This is a genomic window from Pseudomonas sp. S09G 359 (genome assembly GCF_002843605.1).
GTDB lineage: Bacteria > Pseudomonadota > Gammaproteobacteria > Pseudomonadales > Pseudomonadaceae > Aquipseudomonas.
The window spans coordinates 3,953,419-3,972,853 of the sequence record NZ_CP025263.1; the positions used below are offsets into that span (position 1 = coordinate 3,953,419).

18 protein-coding genes are annotated in these 19,435 nt (G+C 60.8%); 6 read left to right on the top strand and 12 right to left on the bottom strand.

Translation table 11 applies throughout. The features are described 5' to 3' along the window. Nucleotides 1–94: 94 nt before the first annotated feature. A complete protein-coding gene (locus CXQ82_RS17825) occupies nucleotides 95–2,632 on the top strand; it encodes a PAS domain-containing protein (RefSeq protein WP_101271322.1) in 2,538 nt (845 codons plus the stop codon). Nucleotides 2,633–2,679: 47 nt separating this feature from the next. Continuing rightward, on the top strand, nucleotides 2,680–2,955 hold the full coding sequence (locus tag CXQ82_RS17830; protein ID WP_010564624.1) for a peptidylprolyl isomerase: 276 nt from the start codon (nucleotides 2,680–2,682) through the stop codon (nucleotides 2,953–2,955). A 120-nt stretch (nucleotides 2,956–3,075) separates the two neighbouring features. On the opposite strand, the gene CXQ82_RS17835 is transcribed toward CXQ82_RS17830, so the two are convergent. The 8 genes from CXQ82_RS17835 to CXQ82_RS17870 all read right to left on the bottom strand — a co-directional run bounded on the left by CXQ82_RS17835 (nucleotide 3,076) and on the right by CXQ82_RS17870 (nucleotide 9,671). After that, nucleotides 3,076–3,981 (bottom strand): sugar kinase, encoded by a 906-nt coding sequence (locus CXQ82_RS17835; protein WP_101271324.1) that lies wholly within the window; start codon nucleotides 3,979–3,981, stop codon nucleotides 3,076–3,078. 119 nt (nucleotides 3,982–4,100) lie between these two features. Then, nucleotides 4,101–5,309: an amino acid deaminase gene (locus tag CXQ82_RS17840; RefSeq protein ID WP_101271326.1), complete on the bottom strand. Its 1,209-nt coding sequence runs from the start codon at nucleotides 5,307–5,309 to the stop codon at nucleotides 4,101–4,103. Nucleotides 5,310–5,317: 8 nt separating this feature from the next. Next, entirely contained in the window at nucleotides 5,318–6,082 is a 765-nt protein-coding gene (locus CXQ82_RS17845; RefSeq protein ID WP_101271328.1) for an IclR family transcriptional regulator, read from the bottom strand. 167 nt (nucleotides 6,083–6,249) lie between these two features. Then, nucleotides 6,250–6,639: a RidA family protein gene (locus CXQ82_RS17850; RefSeq protein WP_010210958.1), complete on the bottom strand. Its 390-nt coding sequence runs from the start codon at nucleotides 6,637–6,639 to the stop codon at nucleotides 6,250–6,252. A gap of 15 nt (nucleotides 6,640–6,654) precedes the next feature. Continuing rightward, a complete protein-coding gene (locus CXQ82_RS17855; RefSeq protein WP_101271330.1) occupies nucleotides 6,655–7,437 on the bottom strand; it encodes an amino acid ABC transporter ATP-binding protein in 783 nt (260 codons plus the stop codon). Then, nucleotides 7,434–8,096: an amino acid ABC transporter permease gene (locus CXQ82_RS17860; protein ID WP_025857548.1), complete on the bottom strand. Its 663-nt coding sequence runs from the start codon at nucleotides 8,094–8,096 to the stop codon at nucleotides 7,434–7,436. Before CXQ82_RS17860 ends, CXQ82_RS17855 begins: the two co-directional genes overlap by 4 nt. An 11-nt stretch (nucleotides 8,097–8,107) precedes the next feature. Then, on the bottom strand, nucleotides 8,108–8,770 hold the full coding sequence (locus tag CXQ82_RS17865; protein WP_101271332.1) for an amino acid ABC transporter permease: 663 nt from the start codon (nucleotides 8,768–8,770) through the stop codon (nucleotides 8,108–8,110). Between the two features lie 52 nt (nucleotides 8,771–8,822). Continuing rightward, nucleotides 8,823–9,671 carry a transporter substrate-binding domain-containing protein gene (locus CXQ82_RS17870; RefSeq protein ID WP_101271334.1) on the bottom strand — a complete coding sequence of 283 codons (849 nt, stop codon included), beginning with the start codon at nucleotides 9,669–9,671 and terminating at the stop codon, nucleotides 8,823–8,825. A gap of 446 nt (nucleotides 9,672–10,117) precedes the next feature. Here CXQ82_RS17870 and CXQ82_RS17875 point away from each other — a divergent pair, with 446 nt between their 5' ends. Both CXQ82_RS17875 and CXQ82_RS17880 read left to right on the top strand, forming a co-directional pair. Beyond that, nucleotides 10,118–10,366 carry a hypothetical protein gene (locus CXQ82_RS17875; protein ID WP_101271336.1) on the top strand — a complete coding sequence of 83 codons (249 nt, stop codon included), beginning with the start codon at nucleotides 10,118–10,120 and terminating at the stop codon, nucleotides 10,364–10,366. A gap of 69 nt (nucleotides 10,367–10,435) precedes the next feature. Next, nucleotides 10,436–10,756: a co-chaperone YbbN gene (locus CXQ82_RS17880; protein WP_101271338.1), complete on the top strand. Its 321-nt coding sequence runs from the start codon at nucleotides 10,436–10,438 to the stop codon at nucleotides 10,754–10,756. On the opposite strand, the gene CXQ82_RS17885 is transcribed toward CXQ82_RS17880, so the two are convergent. After that, entirely contained in the window at nucleotides 10,757–12,319 is a 1,563-nt protein-coding gene (locus tag CXQ82_RS17885) for a TerC family protein (protein ID WP_101271340.1), read from the bottom strand. A gap of 323 nt (nucleotides 12,320–12,642) precedes the next feature. Then, complete coding sequence (gene sohB, locus CXQ82_RS17890) at nucleotides 12,643–13,668, bottom strand: protease SohB (RefSeq protein ID WP_101271342.1); 1,026 nt, start codon at nucleotides 13,666–13,668, stop codon at nucleotides 12,643–12,645. Nucleotides 13,669–13,861: 193 nt separating this feature from the next. Between sohB and CXQ82_RS17895 the strand changes: the two genes are divergently transcribed. Further along, nucleotides 13,862–14,572 carry a histidine phosphatase family protein gene (locus tag CXQ82_RS17895; protein ID WP_101271344.1) on the top strand — a complete coding sequence of 237 codons (711 nt, stop codon included), beginning with the start codon at nucleotides 13,862–13,864 and terminating at the stop codon, nucleotides 14,570–14,572. Nucleotides 14,573–14,628: 56 nt separating this feature from the next. Further along, nucleotides 14,629–14,943 (top strand): SCP2 sterol-binding domain-containing protein, encoded by a 315-nt coding sequence (locus CXQ82_RS17900; RefSeq protein ID WP_101271346.1) that lies wholly within the window; start codon nucleotides 14,629–14,631, stop codon nucleotides 14,941–14,943. Between the two features lie 111 nt (nucleotides 14,944–15,054). Here CXQ82_RS17900 and CXQ82_RS17905 read toward each other — a convergent pair whose 3' ends face one another. Beyond that, entirely contained in the window at nucleotides 15,055–17,691 is a 2,637-nt protein-coding gene (locus tag CXQ82_RS17905) for a glucosidase (protein WP_371917322.1), read from the bottom strand. Between the two features lie 65 nt (nucleotides 17,692–17,756). Beyond that, entirely contained in the window at nucleotides 17,757–19,169 is a 1,413-nt protein-coding gene (locus tag CXQ82_RS17910; protein ID WP_101271350.1) for an OprD family outer membrane porin, read from the bottom strand. Nucleotides 19,170–19,435 lie beyond the last annotated feature (266 nt).

Below are 19,435 nucleotides of genomic sequence, written 5' to 3' on the forward strand. Positions count from 1 at the left end.
ATGCATGCTATTTTTCGAGGGGTAGTCAGCCGCTCCCGCAACACGGGATAATCGGCTTTTGTCATCTTAAAAGCGTCATGCTCAGGGCTTTTTCATGAATGGAACATCCACCGGTAGCGAAGCTGCTGCATTGATTGCACAGCTGGACTGGGCGCAAAGCCCCCTCGGTGATGCCAATGACTGGCCGCAAAGCCTGCGCACGGCCGTGGATATCGTCATTCATTCGCCAATGCCGATGCTCCTGTTGTGGGGCCACCAACTCACCCAACTGTACAACGACGGTTTCGCACGCCTGGCGGGCAACAAACACCCCGAAGCACTCGGCCAGCCGGCGCATGCAACCTGGCCGGAACTGCAGAGTTTCACCGTGCCCGTGTATGACGCCGTGCTCAGCGGCCAGGTGCGCACCTTCAGTGAGCAGCGCTTCGTACTGCAACGCAACCACCGCGACACCGAAATCTGGCTGGACCTCACCTACAGCCCCGTCCGTGATGAAAGCGGCGCCGTGGCCGGCATCCTGGTCACCGCCATCGAAACCAACGAACGGCGCAGCAAAGCCCTTGAACTGCAACAGCGCTCCGAAGACAGCCTCAAGGCCCAGCACAACACCGAACAACGCCTGCAACTGGCCCTGGCGGCGACCGACGCAGTGGGCACCTGGGACTGGGATATCGGCGAAGACCGCTTTATCGCCGACTCGCATTTCGCCTACCTGCATGGCGTGGACCCCAGTGACGCCGGGTTGCTGCCGATCAGCGACTACCTGCAAGGCGTGCACCCCGAAGACCGCGGCACGGTGGCGCGCAGCATCAAGCACTGCATTACCTTCGGCACCGAATACGCCGAGGAGTACCGCCTGCTGCAGGCCGACGGCCAAGTGCGCTGGGTGTTCGCCCGTGGCCGCTGCTACAAGGACCATCAAGGCCGCCCGGCCCGCTTCCTTGGCGCAGCGCTGGACCTGACCGAACGCAAGCACACCGAGCAGGCCCTGCGCCAAAGCCAGACCGAGTTGCAATTGATCATCAACGCCATGCCGGTGCTGATCGGCTATGTCGACCACGAGCAACGCTTTCGCCTGAACAACAGCGCGTACCTGGAGTGGTACGGCATGACGCCCCAGGAACTGTACGGCAAGACCATCCGCGACGTGCTCGGCGATGAGGTCTACGCCGGGCGCGCAGACAAGATCGCCGCCGCGCTCAAGGGCAAGGCCTGCAGCTTCATGACCATCACGCCGCACCGCGACGGCCGCCCGCGCCACGCGCTGATGAAGTACCTGCCGCGCTTCAGCAATGATGGTTCGGTGAACGGTTTCTATATCTTTGTCATCGATGAGACCGAACGCAAGCTCACCGAAGAAGCCCTGCGCCACCTCAACGAGAACCTCGAAGAGCGCGTGGCCCAGCGCACCCAGGCGCTGGCCGAGGCCAACCAGCGCCTGCAAAACGAAATGTTCGAGCGCGAACGCGCCGAAGATGCCCTGCGCCATGCGCAGAAGATGGAAGCCGTGGGCCAACTCACCGGTGGCATCGCCCATGACTTCAACAATATGCTCACCGGCATCATCGGCAGCCTGGACCTGATGCAGCGCTATATCGCCGCCGGGCGCAGCGAAGAGATCGGCCGTTTTACCGAAGCCGCCGTGTCATCGGCCCATCGCGCGGCCGCCCTCACCCACCGCTTGCTGGCGTTCTCGCGGCGCCAGTCGCTGGACCGGCGCCCACTGGACCCCAACCAACTGGTGGCCTCCCTCGAGGACCTGTTTCGTCGCACCAAGGGCGCGCACATCGCGCTCAAGGTACAACTGGGCCAGGATATCTGGCCGGTGAACACCGACGCCAGCCAACTCGAAAACGCCCTGCTCAACCTGGTGATCAACGCGCGTGACGCCATGCCCGACGGCGGCGAACTGCGGATAGAAACCGCCAACAGCTACCTGGACGGCACCGACATCACCACCCTCGAACCGGTGCGCGCTGGCGACTACGTCATGCTCGGCGTCTGCGACAACGGCACTGGCATGGCGCCAAAAATCCTCGCCAAGGCGTTCGACCCGTTCTTCACCACCAAGCCCATCGGCCAGGGCACGGGCCTGGGGCTGTCGATGATCTACGGGTTTGCCCAGCAGTCCGGCGGCCACGTGACCATCCAAAGTGAACCGGGCCAGGGCACCTGCGTGCGCCTGTACCTGCCGCGCCTGCATGGCACCGCGCTGGAAAGCAGCCTGCCCGCCAGCCTCGGTGAAGCGCCGGTGGCGTTGGCCGGTGAGGCCGTGGTGGTGGTCGAGGACGACCCGGCGGTGCGCATGCTGGTGGTCAATGTGCTCGATGAGTTGGGCTACACCGCGCACCAGGCCGCGGATTCGCGCACGGCGCTGCCGCTGCTGGAGTCGGATCTGCGCGTGGACCTGCTGGTGACCGACGTTGGCCTACCCGGCATGAATGGCCGGCAACTGGCGGAGATCGCCCGCCAGCATCGCCCCGGCCTGCGCGTGCTGTTCATGACCGGTTACGCGGAAAAAGCCGCCGAGCGCCAGGGCTTTCTCGAGGACGGCATGGACATGGTGGCCAAGCCGTTTTCCATCGACCTGCTGGCCACAAAAATCCGCAGCATGATCAGCGACGTCGAATGAGTTCAGGCATAATCGCGCGCCGTCGCACGCACACCTGGTAGAGATCTATGAAAGCCCAAGCCCGTCATATCCTGGTGAAAACCAGCGAAGAAGCCGAACAACTCAAGCAACGCATCGCCAAGGGTGAAGCCTTTGATGTGCTGGCCAAGAAGTACTCCACCTGCCCGTCCGGCAAGCGTGGCGGGGACTTGGGCGAAGTAAGGCCGGGGCAGATGGTTGGGGTGATTGATGCGGTGATCTTCAAGAAGCCGGTGAAGGTGGTGCATGGGCCGATCAAGAGCAAGTTCGGGTATCACCTGGTGCAGGTGTTTTACCGGGATTGAGTGGTTGCCAGACGACCGCTTTCGCGAGCAAGCCCGCTCCCACATTCGACCGCATTTCAACTGGAGGAATGCTGTCAACTGTGGGAGGGGGCTTGCCCCCGATCCGCCGCAGGCGGCCACTCACCTCGGAATCAAAGCCCCCGGCACCTGAATCACCCGACTGGCCAGCCGATGCCCGACCAACGCCGCCTGCTCAGGCGAGCCTCCCTTGAGCCGACTGGCCAGATACGCCGCACTGAACGAGTCCCCCGCCGCCGTGGTGTCTACCACCTTCTGCACCTTCAATGCTGGCACGGCAAAGCGCGCGCCGTCGCAGCGGATCAGGCACGCATCCGCGCCACGCTTGAGCACCACTTCGGTAATCGCCGGGTACGCCGCCAACACCTGCTCGCTGTCGGTATAACCAAACAACGCCTGCTCGTCATCCTCGGTAAGCAACGCGATATCCACCTCGGCCAACACCTTCAGATACGCCGTGCGCGCCGCTTCGACGCTGGCCCACAGGCGCGGCCGGTAGTTGTTATCGAACACCACCTTGCCGCCACGCCTGCGGGTTTCCACCAGGGCTTGCAACAAGCGCTCACGTCCGATCTCACCCAGCACCGCCAGGGTAATGCCGCTGAAATACACCACGTCATACCCCGGCAATGCCGCCAGAATCGGCTCGGCAGCCGGCGTGGTGAAGCAGTCGCGCACCGCCGCTTCGTTGCGCCAGTAGAGGAATTTGCGCTCGCCGTGGGCGTCGGTCTGGATGCAGTACAACCCCGGCAGCCGCCCGGGCAAGCGCTGCACCCTGCCCAGCCCCAGGCCTTCGTCAGCCCATTGTTGGCACATGGCATCGCTGAAGCTGTCATCGCCCAGGGCGGTCACGTAGTCCACCGTGCCAATCGCGCCCAACTCGCGGCGCAGGTACACCGCCGCGTTCAAGGTGTCGCCGCCGAAGCTCTGTTGCAGGCTGCCGTCGGCGCGGTGTTGCAGTTCGATCATGCATTCGCCGATCAGGGCGATGCGGGGGGGTGTGCTCATGCCTTGTGATCTCTGGTGGGGCTGATGGCCTCATCGGGGGCAAGCCCCCTCCCACATTTGAAATGTGTTCACAAATCAAAGTGTGGGAGGGGGCTTGCCCCCGATAGGAGCGACGCGGTCTAGAAGCAGGTGTGCAGGGACTCAATCACCTGCAACTGCTCATCCACCAGGCAACCGACCTGCCACTTGTCAAAGGTCAGGCAAGGGTGGGAGGTGCCGAACGAAATGATGTCGCCAATACGCAGCTCGACGCCTGGGGCCACCGTCATGAACGCATGCTGGTCCATCACTGCCGTGACCTTGCACGCGGTCACATCATCGCCTTCGGCCGGCAAAATCCCGGCACGGTAGCGCTTGAGCGGCACCGGCAAGCCGGCGTCGTAGGCCACGTCACGTTTGCCCAGGGCGATCACCGCAAAGCCTGGCTCGGGCAACGATTGCACATGGGCCCAGACTTCCAGGGCCGGACGCAGGCCTTCGTTGAGGTCGCTGCGGCGGTCGAGTACGCAGCATTGCGCCTCTTTGTAGATACCGTGGTCGTGGGCCACATAGCTGCCCGGGCGCAATACGCTGAGGAAACGTCCGGCGGCGTTCTGCTCTTCAAACGACTCGGCGATCAGGTCATACCAGGCCGAGCCCGAGGCGGTGACGATAGGCTTGGGCAGGTCGAACGAGCCATTGTTCTGCAGGTCGACGGCCAGGCGCACCAGGCTCGCAGCGAACGCGCGAATACCGCTGATGGCGTGCTCGCCATGGATCACACCTTCATAACCTTCGATACCGGTCAGGGCCAACGCCGGCTGGGCCTTGATCGCCTTGGCCAGGTCGCGCACTTCCTGCTCGCTGCGGCAACCGCAACGGCCGCCGACCACGCCATATTCGATCATCACGTTCAGGCGCAGGCCACGGGCGGCGAAAAACAGGCCCAGGTCGGCGACGTTGTCCGGGTGGTCGACCATGCAGTGAAAGTCGAAAGCCTGGTCGGCCAACAGGTCGGCGATCAACGCCATATTCGGCGCGCCCACCAATTGGTTGGCCATCAACACACGGCGCACACCACCGGCGTAGGCCGCGCGGGTCTGCACGGCATTGGCCAGGGTGATGCCCCAGGCGCCGTGGGCGATCTGGCGCTGGAACAGCGCCGGCATCATGCTGGTTTTGCCATGGGGCGCGAGTTCGGCGCCGCTCTGGCTGACAAAGTCCTGCATCCAGCGAATATTGTGTTCCAGGGCGTCGCGGTGCAGCACCAGGGCCGGCAGGCTGACGTCGCGGACCAGATGGGCACCGACGGCGGCGGCGCCCTTTTCAACGGCATTGAGGGCAGACATAAAAACTCCTATTCGTTGATGCGACGGGCCAGGTTGTTGGCGCTGTCGATCAACACCCGGCGATAGTCGTTGTAATTTTTGATCGCGTCGGCCCGTGGGGCGACGATGCACAAAGTCGCAATGCTGATGCCCTGCGCGTCCCGCACCGGGGCGGCAAAGCAATGGGTAAAGGTGTCGGCCACACTGTCGAAGGAAAAGAACCCATCGAGGGTGGCCTGACGGATCTGAGCCAGGAAGGTGTCCAATGGCAGGCGCTGGCCGTCCGGCAGGATAAAGTCGTCGTGGTCGATCAGATCGATGATCTGCTGGTCGCTCAAGTGCCCCAGCAGCAGGCGCCCGGAGGCCGTCCAAGGGATCGGTGCGTTTTCACCGATATCCGAGGAAATACGAAAATGCCGCTCGCCTTCGCGCATCAGCGCCACCGTGTATTTGCGCCCGTTGAGCAAGCACATCTGCGCGGTTTCGTGGGTCTGGCTGACGATCTCCTGCAGGGCGTGGTCGGCCTCGCGGGTCAGGTCGAAATGACGCAAGTGCGCCTGGCCGAGAAAGTACAGCTGGCGGCCCAGATAGACGTGACCGTCCTTGCCCACCGTTTCCAGGATGCGTCGTTCAAGCAGCGACGCGACCAATTCGTAGACCGTGGATTTGGGGCTGCCGATGCCGCTGGCGATATCATTCGGGCGCAGGGGCTGGCCGATTTCCTTGAGAAAATCGAGGATATCGAACGCACGGTCGAGGCCTTTGGCGCGGCGTTTGATGGTGTCTTCGGTCATGGCAGTTCGGTCCGGTTAAAAGGTGTTGCTATCAACACAGATCCCCTGTGGGAGCGGGCTTGCTCGCGAATGCGGTGTGTCAGTGAATGCATCTGCAACTGATCTACTGCATTCGCGAGCAAGCCCGCTCCCACATTGGGTATGTAGCGATCAATAGATCGCTGCATTTAGCCCTTTTTCTTGTAAGCCACGCAATCAATCTCCACCTTGCAGTCCACCATCATGTTGGCCTGCACACAGGCCCGCGCCGGGGCGTGTTCGGGGGTGAAGTATTCGCCGAAGACTTTGTTGAAACTCCAAAAGTCGCGCGGGTCTTCCAGCCACACGCCAACGCGCACCACGTCTTTGAGCTCGTAGCCGGCTTCTTCGAGGATCGCTACCACGTTGCGCATGGTCTGGCGTGTTTGCTCGATGATGCCGCCGGTGATGATTTCACCGTCCACCGCCGGCACCTGGCCCGAGACGTAGAGCCAGCCGTCCGCTTCCACCGCGCGGGCGAAAGGACGCGGCTGACCACCGCCGGCTGTGCTGCCGGCACCGTAACGAGTAATGCTCATAAAATGTGCTCCTGATTAAAAACGAATGTTCTTGAGAAATTCCGCCAGGCGCGGCGATTGCGGGCGTTCGAAGATGTCCTTCGAGGTGCCCTGCTCTTCGATACGCCCCTGGTTCATGAAGACGATCTTGTCCGACACTTCATAGGCAAAACGCATTTCGTGGGTGACCAGCAACATGGTCATGCCCTCTTCCGCCAGGCCCTTGATCACGCTGAGCACCTCGCCCACCAACTCTGGGTCGAGGGCCGAGGTCACTTCGTCGAACAGCATCAGGCTGGGGTTCATCGCAATTGCACGGGCAATCGCCACACGCTGCTGCTGGCCGCCGGACAACTGGCCGGGGAAGTGATTACGGCGCTCGAGCAAGCCAACGCGGTCCAGCCATTTTTCGGCCAGGGCCACGGCTTCGTCCTTGCCCATCTTCTTGACCTTGAGCAGGCCGAGGGTGACGTTTTGCAAGGCGGTCAAATGCGGGAACAAGTTGAACTGCTGGAACGCCATGCCAGTCATAGCGCGGTGCTGGGCAATCACGCGCTCGGGGTGACGCACACGCTTGCCGGCGATTTCGCTGTAGCCGATGGACTCGCCATCCAGGGTGATCTGCCCACCCTGGAATTCTTCCAGCAGGTTCACGCAGCGCAGCAGCGTGGTCTTGCCCGAGCCGCTGGAGCCGATCAACGTGACCACGTTGCCGCGCTGCATGGACAGGTCGACGCCCTTCAGCACTTCGACCTGGCCGTACTGTTTGCGCAAGCCACGAATGTTCAGCAGCGGTTGGGTTGTTTGAGGTTGGTTCATGGCAAGGCCACCCGCTTTTCAATGTAGCGCCCGAATAATTCAATGGCGTAGTTGATGACAAAGAACAGAAACCCGGCGAACAGATAGAACTCCAGGGTCATGAAGGTTCGTGCAATGACTTGCTGGGTACTCAGCAGCAGCTCGGCCACACCGATCACCGAGAGCAAGGTCGAGGCCTTGACGATTTCCGTGGAAGAGTTGACCCAGGTCGGCAGGATCTGGCGCAGCGCCTGAGGCAACAGCACGTAGCCCAGGGATTGGTAGAACGTCAGGCCAATCGCCTTGCCCGCTTCCAGTTGCCCACGGGGAATGGCTTGCAGCGCGCCGCGTACGATTTCCGAAACGTGGGAGCCACAGAACAGCGTGAGCCCTACCGCACCGGCCTGGAACGCGGTGATCTGCCAACCGAGCGCCGGCAGCATGTAGAAACACGCCAGCACCAGCACAAACACCGGTGTGCCACGGATCAGGTCGACATACAGGCGAAACGGTGCACGCATCCAGAATTTGCCGTAGGTCAGGATCAACCCGGCGACAATACCGATCAGGGTGCCAAAGATAATCGCCAGCGCCGACACATACACACTGGCCTGAAAGCCCGCCCAGAGGGTGTCCCGGGCGATCCACAACTCATGCAACCAGCTGGGGGATTCGTACATGGAAACCTTCCTTAACGACGGATCGCCAGACGCTGTTCCAGGTAACGGAGCAGCATGGCAATGAGGTAACAGGCAGCCACGTAGAGCGCGGTCGTGACCAGCCAGGTTTCAATCACCCGGTAGCTTTCGACGTTGATCTTGCGGGCGTAATAGGTCAGCTCCGGCACCGCAATCGCAGCGGCCAGCGAGGTGTCCTTGAACAGCGAGATAAAGTTGTTCGACAGCGCGGGCAGCACGTTGCGCAGCATCACCGGCACGGTGATGTACGCGCGGATGCGCCACTCACCCAAACCGATGGCCAACCCGGCTTCGCGCAGCCCCTTGGGAATATTCAACAGCCCTGCACGGAACACTTCAGTCAGGTAGGCACCGGCATACAACGACAGGGTGATGATGAACGAGGGGATCTTGTCCAGGCGGATGCCCAGGCTCGGCAAGGCGAAGTAGATCAACAGGATCAATACGAGGATCGGCGTATTGCGTACCACCGTCACGTACACCGAGGCGAAGATGCGCAGTGCACGGTGTTTGGACAGCATGGCAAATGCCATCAACATGCCGATGACGCAACCGATGGCGATCGAAATCAACGCCAGCGTAAGGCCCAGACCGAGCCCCGCCAGCAAGGTGTCGAAATCGCGCCACACGGCGGCAAAGTTCAACTGATAGTTCATGGTCAACAGTACCTAAAACGGGCGCCGTCAGCGGCGCCCCGGCTTTTACGAATTACTTGAACTCAACAGGAAAGCCGATCGCAGGTTCCGGCAGATCCACGCCGAACCATTGCTTGAACGAGGCCTTGTAGGTCGGGAACTCCACACCGGTCATGGCTTCATGCAGCGCGGTGTTGACGAAGTTCAGCCAGTCCTGGTCGCCACGCTTGACGGCGCACGCGTAGGTTTGCGGGCTCCAGGCGTAGCTCGGGCTGCGGTAGCGGCCTGGGTTCTGCACCATCAGGTATTTGACCGAGGACTGGTCGGTGGCGGCGGCATCGGCGCGGCCAGAGTTCACGGCCTGATACATCAGGTCGACGCTGTCGTACTGGTCGACCTTGGCCTTGGGCAGGGCCTGGTGCACCAGCTCTTCGGCATACACGTTTTGCAGCACGGCCACGGTCACGCCATCGCCGGCGGCTTGCAGGTCTTCGATCTCTTTGTACTTGCTGTTGTTCGGCAGCAGCAGGCCCACGCCTTCGCGGTAGTACGGCAGGGTGAAGGCAACCTGCTGCGCACGGCTGGCGGTGACGGTGATGAACTGGCAACTCATGTCGACCTTGTCGGTCAGCAGGTTGGGAATCCGTGCGTCGGACGACTGCACCACAAACTCGACCTTGCTCGGGTCGTTGAACAGACCCTTGGCCACGATGCGGCCGATGTCGATATCAAACCCCTGCAACTTGCCATCCGCTCCCTGGAAGTGCCACGGCGCATTGGTACTGCCTGTACCCACGATCAGGTGCCCACGCTTGAGCACATCATCGAGCTTGCTGTCCGCCGCCTGCACGAGGCTGGCGAGGGAAGCCGATGCGGCGAAGAGAAAAACACACGCTTTGAACACGGAAGGTCGGTGATGCATGACAAGCACTCCAGGAGTTGTGTATTCCGCTATACCGGAACTTAGTATGTAACAACGGAATAGACAGCAGAAAGTGTGCCACACGCGCTAACAGAAACATATGCCGGAGATAAATTCGTTTTAAATCAGATGGATAAATATCTTGAGGCAATAAGGCGTTGCGCCAGCACCTACAATCACGTTGCTACCCAAGGCCCCACGCTGGGGTGACAGGCCGGTTTGCACGCACCACCCCGGCGTTACCCCGCACCACGCCAGTGCGCACACACACCCAGCCTCCTGTGGCGAGCGGGCTTGCCCGCGTTGGGTCGCGTAGCGGCCCCAAACATCGGCTCCTGCGCAGTCCAACGCGGGCAAGCCCGTTCGCCACAAAAGCGTGGGGAAGGTTTGGCAGGAGGTTGAGTGTGGGCTAGCCTTGGCACATTCCTGTCGACAAGGACAGTCCTATGAAATATCGCCTCACCCTGGTTTTACTGGGCCTGCTGGCAGCAAGCAACGCCTCGGCCAGCAACGACCGCCGTGAATGCAAAGAAGAATTGCGCAAGCTCAAGGAGGCCTTCAGCACCGACTACACCAGCCAGAATCACCACGGCTATCGTCGGGCCAAGGCCTCCAGGGACAATGAGGAATACAAGAAGTGTGCGAGCCAGGCGCGCAAGGCGCGCGAACGCGTGGAGCGCGAGGCGCAACTGTGAAGTTTGACAGTAGACGGGGGCGGCCCAACGACCTAGCGTAAGCGAATGAGCAACAGGGAGGAGCCGCCCATGCAATATGTCAACGCCGTGGTTAACGACAAGGCTGAATTTGAACGCGAACTGGACACCCCGCTGCCGGTGTTTGTGGTGTTCATATCAACCGGATGCGCCGCCTGCAGTGACGCCATGCCGCGCTTTATCCGTATCAGCGACCGCTATAAGGACCGGGCCAAAATCCTGATCCTCGACTGTGAGCGCACGCCGGGCCACCCCAGCGTCGAACGCATTCCGACGCTGTTGATCTACAGCAATCAGGTGCTGCTCGAAATCCTCCCGGGGCTCGCCGAACAGGCGCTCGAGAAAGCCTTCGAGCAGTACACCCAGCAATGATTACACGGAGTGCATGGGCACCAGGTGCACCTGCGTCACCCGCCGCTCCTCCACCGCCGCCACCGTCAGGCGCCAGCCCTCATGTTCGAGGCTATCACCCACCACCGGCAGACGGTCAAGCAGGCTCATGACCAAGCCCGCCAGGGTTTGATAATCCTCGGTCGCGGCAGCCTTGAAGCCGGTGCGCTGGCGCACCAGGTTGAGGTTCAAGGCACCATTGGCGCGGTAGCCATCGCCCTCTTCAACGATATCCGGCCCCTCTATTTCGCTGGCGTCCGGCAACTCACCGGCGATGGACTCGAGAATGTCGGTCATGCTCAATACCCCCATGAAATCCCCGAATTCATTGATCACGAAGGCGATATGCGTGGACTCCTGGCGCATCTGCTCCAAGGCATTGAGGATCGAAAAACTCTCCAGCAGGTTGATCGCCCGGCGCGCCAGGTGCTCCAGGTTCGGCTCGTTACCGGCCAGGTATTCCTTGAGCAGTTCCTTTTTGTGCACAAAGCCCAATGGCTCATCAACAGCACCGTTGCGGATCAGCGGCAGGCGCGAGTAAGACGAATGCATCAGCTTCAGGCGGATACTGTCGGGGTCGTCCGCCAGATCGATACAGTCAACCTTGGCACGCGGCGTCATCAAGGTGCGAATCGGTCGTTCGGCCAGTTGCAGCACACCACTGATCATCACGCGCTCGCGCCGGTCGAACAGCGGGCCCTGCGTGGCATCCGGCTCACCCAGCAGGTCGGCCACCTCTTCACCCACTTCCTCTACCGCCAGGCTGCGACCGCCGAGCAAACGCATCACCGCATGGGCCGTACGCTCACGCACCGGCAGCACACCCTGGGCAGACTTCTTGCGACGGGCCCGGGCAATCTGGTTGAACACTTCGATCAGAATCGAGAAACCAATCGCCGCATACAGGTAGCCCTTGGGAATATGGAAGCCCAGGCCTTCGGCGGTCAGGGCAAAACCAATCATCATCAGGAAGCCCAGGCACAGCATGATCACCGTGGGGTGGGCATTGACGAAGCGGGTCAAGGGCTTGCTCGCAACGATCATCAGGCCGATCGACACGATCACCGCGATCATCATCACCGCCAACTCATCGACCATGCCCACCGCAGTAATCACTGCGTCGAGGGAGAACACTGCGTCGAGCACCACGATCTGCGCCACGATCGGCCAGAACATCGCATACGCCACATTGCCTGAACGCTGCGCGACATGGCCTTCCAGGCGCTCATGCAGCTCCATGGTGGCCTTGAACAACAGGAACACACCACCAAACAGCATGATCAGGTCACGCCCGGAGAAGCTCTTGTCGAACACCTCGAACAGCGGCTGGGTGAGGGTCACCAACCAGGAGATACTCGCCAGCAAGCCCAGGCGCATCAGCAGTGCCAGGGACAAACCGATCAACCGCGCACGGTCGCGCTGCTCCGGCGGCAGCTTGTCCGCCAGGATCGCAATAAACACCAGGTTGTCGATGCCCAGCACCAGTTCCAGCACAATCAAGGTCAACAAGCCGAGCCAGGCCGTTGGATCCGCTAACCATTCCATTTATAGAGTCTCTGTATAGATTTCAGAATGCCGGACACGGCAATGCGCGGTCAGTGGACCGGGACAAGGTTAGCAGTCGGAATACGGGGTGCTTCAGGGGGAACGGCAACAGCGGATGTCTTGGGGGAAGACGACTGGGAGGCTCCGAGAGGGTGTTCATGCAAGTCCTGAAATAACAAAAGGACTTGAATCCTACAGGCGAAACATAAATTTCCTACAACGCAAAACTATTACAAGATCTGTATCGCTGAACGACCAAAGCCTGATCAACACTGTGGGAGGGGCGGTGCCCCTCCCACAAGGGGATTAGCTACATTCTGGAATTACCAGAACCGCTGTTGGGTCAACCGATTCCACCAGGTCAGCAACACCCGGTCCACCGAACCACTGGCTGCCAGGCCCACGCGCTCCTGCAAGCTCTTACGCTCGGCGTAGTGCAGGTGGAAGACGTCAGCGGTCTTGGCCTTGGTGGCCAGGTATTCGTCACTGGTTTGCAGCTCGTCGACCAGTTGCTTATCCAGCGCAGCAACGCCCAGCCACACTTCTCCGGTCGCTACATCATCGATCGCCAGTTGTGGGCGATAGCGCGAGACGAAGTTCTTGAACAGCTGATGGGTGATGTCCAGGTCTTCCTGGAATTTTTCGCGACCCTTCTCGGTGTTTTCGCCAAATACCGTGAGGGTGCGTTTGTACTCACCGGCAGTCAGCACTTCAAAGTCGATGTCGTGTTTTTTCAGCAGGCGGTTGACGTTGGGCAACTGCGCCACCACCCCGATGGAGCCGAGGATGGCAAAGGGGGCGCTGATGATCTTCTCGCCGATGCACGCCATCATGTAGCCGCCGCTGGCCGCCACCTTGTCGATGCACACGGTCAACGGCACGCCCGCCTGGCGGATACGCGCCAGCTGCGACGAGGCCAGGCCATAGCTGTGCACCATGCCGCCGCCGCTCTCCAGACGCAGCACCACTTCATCCTTGGCGGTGGCCAGGCTCAGCAGCGCGGTGATCTCATGGCGCAGGCTCTCGGTGGCCGAGGCCTTGATGTCGCCGTCGAAATCCAGCACGAACACCCGCGGCTTGGCCTCGGGCTTGGTTTTGCCTTTCTTCTTTTCGGTTTTGCTTTCGGACTTGCGCAGGGCCTTGAGCTGGTCCTTGTCGAGCAGGCTCGACTCCAGGCGCTCACGCAGGCCTTTGTAGAAATCATTGAGCTTGCTGACCTGCAACTGCCCGGCGTTTTTGCGACGGCCTTTGCTGCGCAGTGCCGCGAAGCTGATCAATACCACCAGAATAGCGACCACCAGGGTGACGGTCTTCGCCAGAAAGCTCGCGTATTCGGCCAAAAAATCCATATGTCTCCTTAAAAAAGCACTGCGCCATGCGCGGATTGGCCCAGCATACCGACGGCACTGCGTTCGGGCCAGTGCTCAAACCGCCAGCAGGCGGGCTCTAAGGCGCTTTTAAAACAAGCGTATGTTTTTTCATTGACAGGTCCCTGGCATCCTCATAACCTCGCCAGACTTTCAACGTACCGGGAAAACGGACGTGGGCAGCATCTATCTGATTCGACATGGCCAGGCCTCCTTCGGTGCAGACGACTATGACGTCCTGTCGCCCGTCGGCGTGGAACAAGCGCAGGTGCTCGGTCGCCACCTGGCAGACCTGGGCCTGGTGTTTGATCGTTGCGTCTCAGGTGACCTGCGCCGCCAACAGCACACGGCCACCGCCACGTTCGACCAATACAGCGCCGTTGGCCTGCCGGTGCCACCGCTGGAAATCGACACAGCCTTTAACGAATTCGATGGTGAAGCCATCATTCGCGCGCTGCTCCCCGACCTGCTCCACACCGAGCCCCATGCCCTGGATATTTTGCGCAACGCCGCGCAGAACCGCGGTGAATTCCAGCGCATCTTCGCCTTGATCATCGAGCGCTGGCTGGCCGGCACCTATGACCCGCCTGGGCTGGAGAGCTGGCTGGGGTTCGTGGAGCGTGTCCAGGGTGGCCTGCAACGTATTCTTGAGGCGGCGGACAACACGCAGAAAATCGCGGTGTTCACCTCCGGCGGCACCATCACCGCCCTGCTCCACCTGATTACCCGAATGCCTGCCGCCCAGGCGTTCGAACTGAACTGGCAAATTGTTAACACCTCGCTCAACCAGCTGAAATTCCGCGGTCGCGAGGTGGCACTGGCTTCCTTCAACAGCCATACCCACTTGCAACTGTTGAAGGCGCCGCAGCTCATCACGTTCCGATGAACTGCGGCCAACCGTGACCCCAAGGTCACTGGACTCTACCCTAAAGGATCGAAACCATGACTGAAGTAGCCAAAGCTGTAGAAGCAATGAAAGCCAAATTCAACCCAGCCGCTGCTGCCGGCCTGGATCTGGTGTTTGGTTTCCGTATCGATGACAGCAAAAATTTCTCGCTGGTCGTTAAAGACGGCACCTGCGAACTGCTGGAAGGCGAAAACCCTGACGCCCAAGTGACCCTGGTCATGGATGGCGAAACCCTGGAAGGCATCGTCAGCGGCGAAACCGACGGCATGCAAGCCTTCATGGGCGGCAAGCTGCGCGCCGAAGGCGACATGATGCTGGCCATGAAGCTGAGCGAGCTGTTCCCGGCCTGATTCACGGGTAACCCTGAATCACTGTGGGAGGGGCTTGCTCCCGATGTCGGTTTACCAGCCCGCTCATCTGTTGGCTGACCCACCGCTATCGGGGGCAAGCCCCCTCCCACGTTAGTTTCCGGGTTGCAACAACAACGCCACCAGTGCACTCCACCCCGTCTGGTGCGACGCCCCCAGCCCACGCCCGGTTTCGCCATGAAAATACTCATGGAATAACACCAGGTCTCGGCTCAACGGGTCCGCTTCCAGCTGCGCGTACCCCGCCATCGACGGTCGCAGGCCGTTTTCATCCCTGAGGAACAGTCGCGTCAGACGCTGACTGAGGCTGTCGGCTACCTCCTCCAGGGACGACAGATAACCGCTGCCCGTCGGGTACTCCACCGAGAAGTTATCCGCGTAGTAGCGGTGAAACTCGCGCAGCGATTCGATCAGCATGTAGTTCACCGGCATCCACAATGGCCCGCGCCAGTTGGAGTTGCCGCCGTACAAGCGCGAGTCGGATTCACCGGGTTGGTAGCGTGCGCACAAAGTGTCACCGTTGATCTTCAGCGCCAGCGGTTGTTCGGTGAAGGCCTTGGACACGGAGCGCACACCAAATGCCGAGAGGAATTCAGACTCATCGAGCATGCGCCGCAGCAGGTCCTTGGTGCGCTCGCCACGCAGCAACGCCAGCAACAGGCGATTGCCCTGCCCCGGTTCGTTCCAACGCGACACCAGCTTGGCCAGGTCCGGCCGGTGGTGCATGAAGCCCAACAGGCGCTCACGCAACCCTTCCAGGCCTTCATGCTCACGCTGTTCCAGCACCAGCACCGCAAACAGCGGCATCAGGCCGACAATGGAGCGCAGGCGTACCGGTTCGTTCTGGCCGTCGGGGCGGTGCAGCACATCGTAGAAAAATAGGTCCTGCTCGTCCCACAGGCCTTCGGCGCTGTCATCGACGCGGTTGATGGCACCGGCGATATACAGGAAGTGCTCGAAGAATTTCACCGCAATATCCACGTACACCGCATTGCGCTTGGCCAACTCCAGGCCGATGCGCATCAAGTCCAGCGCATACGCCGCGACCCACGCGGTGCCATCGGCCTGGTCCAGTTGGTAGCCCGAAGGCAGCGTGGCCGAGCGGTCGAACAAGGCGATGTTGTCCAGCCCGAGGAAGCCGCCCTGGAACAGGTTGCGCCCCTCGGCATCCTTGCGGTTGACCCACCAGGAAAAATTCAGCAGCAGCTTGTGGAAGATTCGCTCCAGAAAATCCAGATCGCCTACACCGGTGAGCGCCTTGTCCTGCTGATACACCCGCCAGCTGGCCCAGGCATGCACCGGTGGGTTGGCGTCATCGAAGCGCCATTCGTAGGCCGGTAGCTGGCCATTGGGGTGCATGAAACGGTCTTTCACCAGCAGCAACAGTTGTTGCTTGGCGTACCCCGGGTCGATCAGCGCAATGGCCACCGCCTGGAAGCCCTGGTCCCAGGAGGCGTACCAGGGGTATTCCCAGGTGTCGGGCATGGAAAGGATGTCGAAATTGGACAGGTGCCGCCAATGGGTATTGCGAATGTGCAGGCGCTCGGGCGGTGGCGCGGGTTGGGCGGGATCGCCGTCGAGCCATTGGTTCACGTCGAAGTAATACAGCTGTTTGGACCATAGTAAACCGGCCAAGGCCTGGCGCTGCACGTTGCGCGCGTCTTCATCCTGGATGCCGTGCTGCAAGGCGGCGTAGAAGTCATCAGTCTCCTGGCGACGCAGCTCGAACAGCTTGCGCGCATTCACCTCGGGCGCATCGATGGGTGCAAATCGCAGGTACAGCGTGCGACTTTCCAGGCCCGCCAGGTCAAGGATAAAACGCGCGGCGACCTTGGTGCCGGCATCGCGGCGAATCGCGCCTTGAACACCGCCTACCACGTAATCGTTGATCCCATCCTTGAACGGCCCCGCTGCCGCTTGCCCGTCCAGCCGGGGAAAGTTGCTCTCGTTTTCACAGAACAGCCATTCGACACCATCCTGGCCCCAGGCGCTGAGGTGACGATCACCCAGCTCATGATGGCGGGCCAACACGCGGTCATCTTCGAGCGTCAACTTCGGCTTGGGCGCATCAAAGGTCCAGCTCCAGTCATTGCGCGCCCACAGCTGCGGCAATACCTGCAGGCGCGTCGGCTGGTCCGAGCGGTTGTGCACGGTCACGCGCATGAAAATATCGTCGGGCTGGTGCTTGGCGTATTCGACGCTGACGTCGCAATAGCGGTTGTCTTCGAACACGCCGGTATCGAGGATTTCATACTCGGCATCCGCCAGGCCGCGTCGCGCGTTTTCGGCGATCAGGTCAGCGTAGGGAAAAGCCGCATGGGGGTATTTGTACAGCATGCGCATGTAGGCATGGCTCGGTACACCGTCGAGGAAAAAGTACAGTTCCTTGACGTCTTCACCGTGGTTGCCCTCGGCGTTGTTCAGGCCGAACAGGCGCTCCTTGAGGATCGCGTCATGTTCGTTCCACACGGCCAGGCCCAGGCACCAGCGTTGGGCCTTGTCACTGAAGCCGGCCAAGCCATCCTCGCCCCACCGATAGGCGCGGCTGCGCGCATGTTCATGGGGGAAGTAAGCCCAGGCGTCGCCATCGGCGCTGTAGTCTTCGCGCACCGTGCCCCATTGGCGTTCGCTTAAATACGGGCCCCACTCGCGCCAGCGCTCGGCCTCTTGCGCGGCCAGGCGTTGACCTTCAATCGTTTCAAGTAGCCGGGCCGTCATCGGGTCCTCCATCGCCTATCAGGTGACAGGCAGTGTAGAACCCAATGACGTCCGGGTGCACATGAAGACTTACGGATTTAGAAGATCGCGTAGGTGTAGTTGAAGATCAGGCGGGTTTGATCCTGGTCCGCAGTGCCGGTGTTTTTACCGTGATAGGTACCGGTACGGAAGGTGGTGCCGAAGCCCTTCAGAGGACCGGCCTGCACCACGTAGTCCAGGCGGAAGTCAGCCTCGTTTTCTTTCTGGTCAGGGCCACCACCGACCGCAGCCGACTTGATGTCCTTACCGTCCAGGTACGCGACGGAAGCCTTCAGGCCCGGTACATACGCCTTGAAGTCATAGGTGTACTGGCCAAAGTTGACCTGCTCGCCGGCACGCGAGAACTGGCCGACCACGGCGTCGGTGAACAGGTAGAAGTCGCTGCCGCCTGCGCCTTGTGCGTGCGGGTCGGCGATGCTGCCCTGGTTGACCCAGACGAAGCCGCCATCACCACCCACGCCGATATGGCCGAGCATCAAGCTGCTGCCGCCCAACTGGTAGGTGAAGGCCGCACTGTAGGTTTTGTTGTCGACTTCACCGGCATGCTTGGCGTAGCCGCCGTTGTTGTTGAACTGGTAGCCACTCTCGCCGTTCTTGCCGTCGCTGGTGCTGTCGAAGTAGCGCAGGTCGGTCTTGAACGATTGGTCATTGCCCAGCGGCAGTACGTGGACCAGACCAACGTAGTTCTGTTTGTAGAAGTCTTGCAGCTGCGCGTAGTAGTACTGCAACGTCAGGTTTTTCGCGATGGTGTTGTCGGAAGAACCAAATGGCTTGTAGTCCACCCCGCCGAACTTGAAGCTGTCGCTGTCGAGCTTGCCACCGGCCACGCTCAGGCCGGTGGAGTTGCTGGACGCACGGCCTTCGGCGCGGTTCAACTCACCGCCAGTGAAGGTGACGTTGGGAATGTCATTCGAGGTCAGGATGCCGCCGTCAAAGGTCTGCGGGGCTACACGGCTGTCGTTCGACACCAGGATCGGCAGCACCGGCGCCAGGCCGCCACCGACGTGCAACTCGGTCTGGGAAATGCGGAACTTCACATTGCCCGCTGCACGGCCAAAGGAGTCGGCAGGTTCGGTGCCGTTGTTCTTGGTCGGGAAGAAGCTGTTGCCGTTACCCGACAGGCCTGCGCCCGCCGTGTGACCATCGCCCCCGTCCAGGCGCAGGGCACCGAAGGCCATCACGTCGAAGCCGACGCCAAGGGTGCCTTGGGTGTAGCCGGATTTGTAGTCAAAACGCAGCGCGGTTGCCGCTTCGCGCAGATCGTTGTTGGTCCCCGAGCGGTTGTCCGCGCTGTAGTACATGGTCCGCGAGCTGACGGCCGCATGGCTGTCTTCGAGGAACCCGCTGTGACCGTTGCCCGTGCCCAGAGAGCCGAGCCCAAAATCATCAGCGTAAACCTGTTGTGCAAGAACGGCGGCGGCGATTGACAACGCCAGTGTAGAAATTTTCATTAACGACGGCCCCTAAACATATTTTTATGTGTGCGATGTGCGAAACGACGTTTTCATCCTTGCAAACGTGACGATTCTTTCATGGCGGGTGGGGCCTACTCCGTGAAGAATTAGTTAGGAAAACCGGAGGAAAATGAAATTTCTGCGCCGCTGTTTTTTGTCATATTCAGGTCATCTCATTCATTTGCAGAATGAAGTCCAGAGGAATCTTCGTTTGCAAGCGCACCTGGGGCCCAACAGAATCCAGAAAAAGGCCAACTTCATCG

Excerpts from the sequence above, each read along its gene's own strand:
- CXQ82_RS17825 (WP_101271322.1), top strand. The coding sequence starts at position 95 with ATGAATGGAACATCCACCGGTAGCGAAGCTGCTGCATTGATTGCACAG.
- CXQ82_RS17830 (WP_010564624.1), top strand. The coding sequence starts at position 2,680 with ATGAAAGCCCAAGCCCGTCATATCCTGGTGAAAACCAGCGAAGAAGCC.
- CXQ82_RS17835 (WP_101271324.1), bottom strand. The coding sequence starts at position 3,981 with ATGAGCACACCCCCCCGCATCGCCCTGATCGGCGAATGCATGATCGAA.
- CXQ82_RS17840 (WP_101271326.1), bottom strand. The coding sequence starts at position 5,309 with ATGTCTGCCCTCAATGCCGTTGAAAAGGGCGCCGCCGCCGTCGGTGCC.
- CXQ82_RS17845 (WP_101271328.1), bottom strand. The coding sequence starts at position 6,082 with ATGACCGAAGACACCATCAAACGCCGCGCCAAAGGCCTCGACCGTGCG.
- CXQ82_RS17850 (WP_010210958.1), bottom strand. The coding sequence starts at position 6,639 with ATGAGCATTACTCGTTACGGTGCCGGCAGCACAGCCGGCGGTGGTCAG.
- CXQ82_RS17855 (WP_101271330.1), bottom strand. The coding sequence starts at position 7,437 with ATGAACCAACCTCAAACAACCCAACCGCTGCTGAACATTCGTGGCTTG.
- CXQ82_RS17860 (WP_025857548.1), bottom strand. The coding sequence starts at position 8,096 with ATGTACGAATCCCCCAGCTGGTTGCATGAGTTGTGGATCGCCCGGGAC.
- CXQ82_RS17865 (WP_101271332.1), bottom strand. The coding sequence starts at position 8,770 with ATGAACTATCAGTTGAACTTTGCCGCCGTGTGGCGCGATTTCGACACC.
- CXQ82_RS17870 (WP_101271334.1), bottom strand. The coding sequence starts at position 9,671 with ATGCATCACCGACCTTCCGTGTTCAAAGCGTGTGTTTTTCTCTTCGCC.
- CXQ82_RS17875 (WP_101271336.1), top strand. The coding sequence starts at position 10,118 with ATGAAATATCGCCTCACCCTGGTTTTACTGGGCCTGCTGGCAGCAAGC.
- CXQ82_RS17880 (WP_101271338.1), top strand. The coding sequence starts at position 10,436 with ATGCAATATGTCAACGCCGTGGTTAACGACAAGGCTGAATTTGAACGC.
- CXQ82_RS17885 (WP_101271340.1), bottom strand. The coding sequence starts at position 12,319 with ATGGAATGGTTAGCGGATCCAACGGCCTGGCTCGGCTTGTTGACCTTG.
- sohB (WP_101271342.1), bottom strand. The coding sequence starts at position 13,668 with ATGGATTTTTTGGCCGAATACGCGAGCTTTCTGGCGAAGACCGTCACC.
- CXQ82_RS17900 (WP_101271346.1), top strand. The coding sequence starts at position 14,629 with ATGACTGAAGTAGCCAAAGCTGTAGAAGCAATGAAAGCCAAATTCAAC.
- CXQ82_RS17905 (WP_371917322.1), bottom strand. The coding sequence starts at position 17,691 with ATGGAGGACCCGATGACGGCCCGGCTACTTGAAACGATTGAAGGTCAA.
- CXQ82_RS17910 (WP_101271350.1), bottom strand. The coding sequence starts at position 19,169 with ATGAAAATTTCTACACTGGCGTTGTCAATCGCCGCCGCCGTTCTTGCA.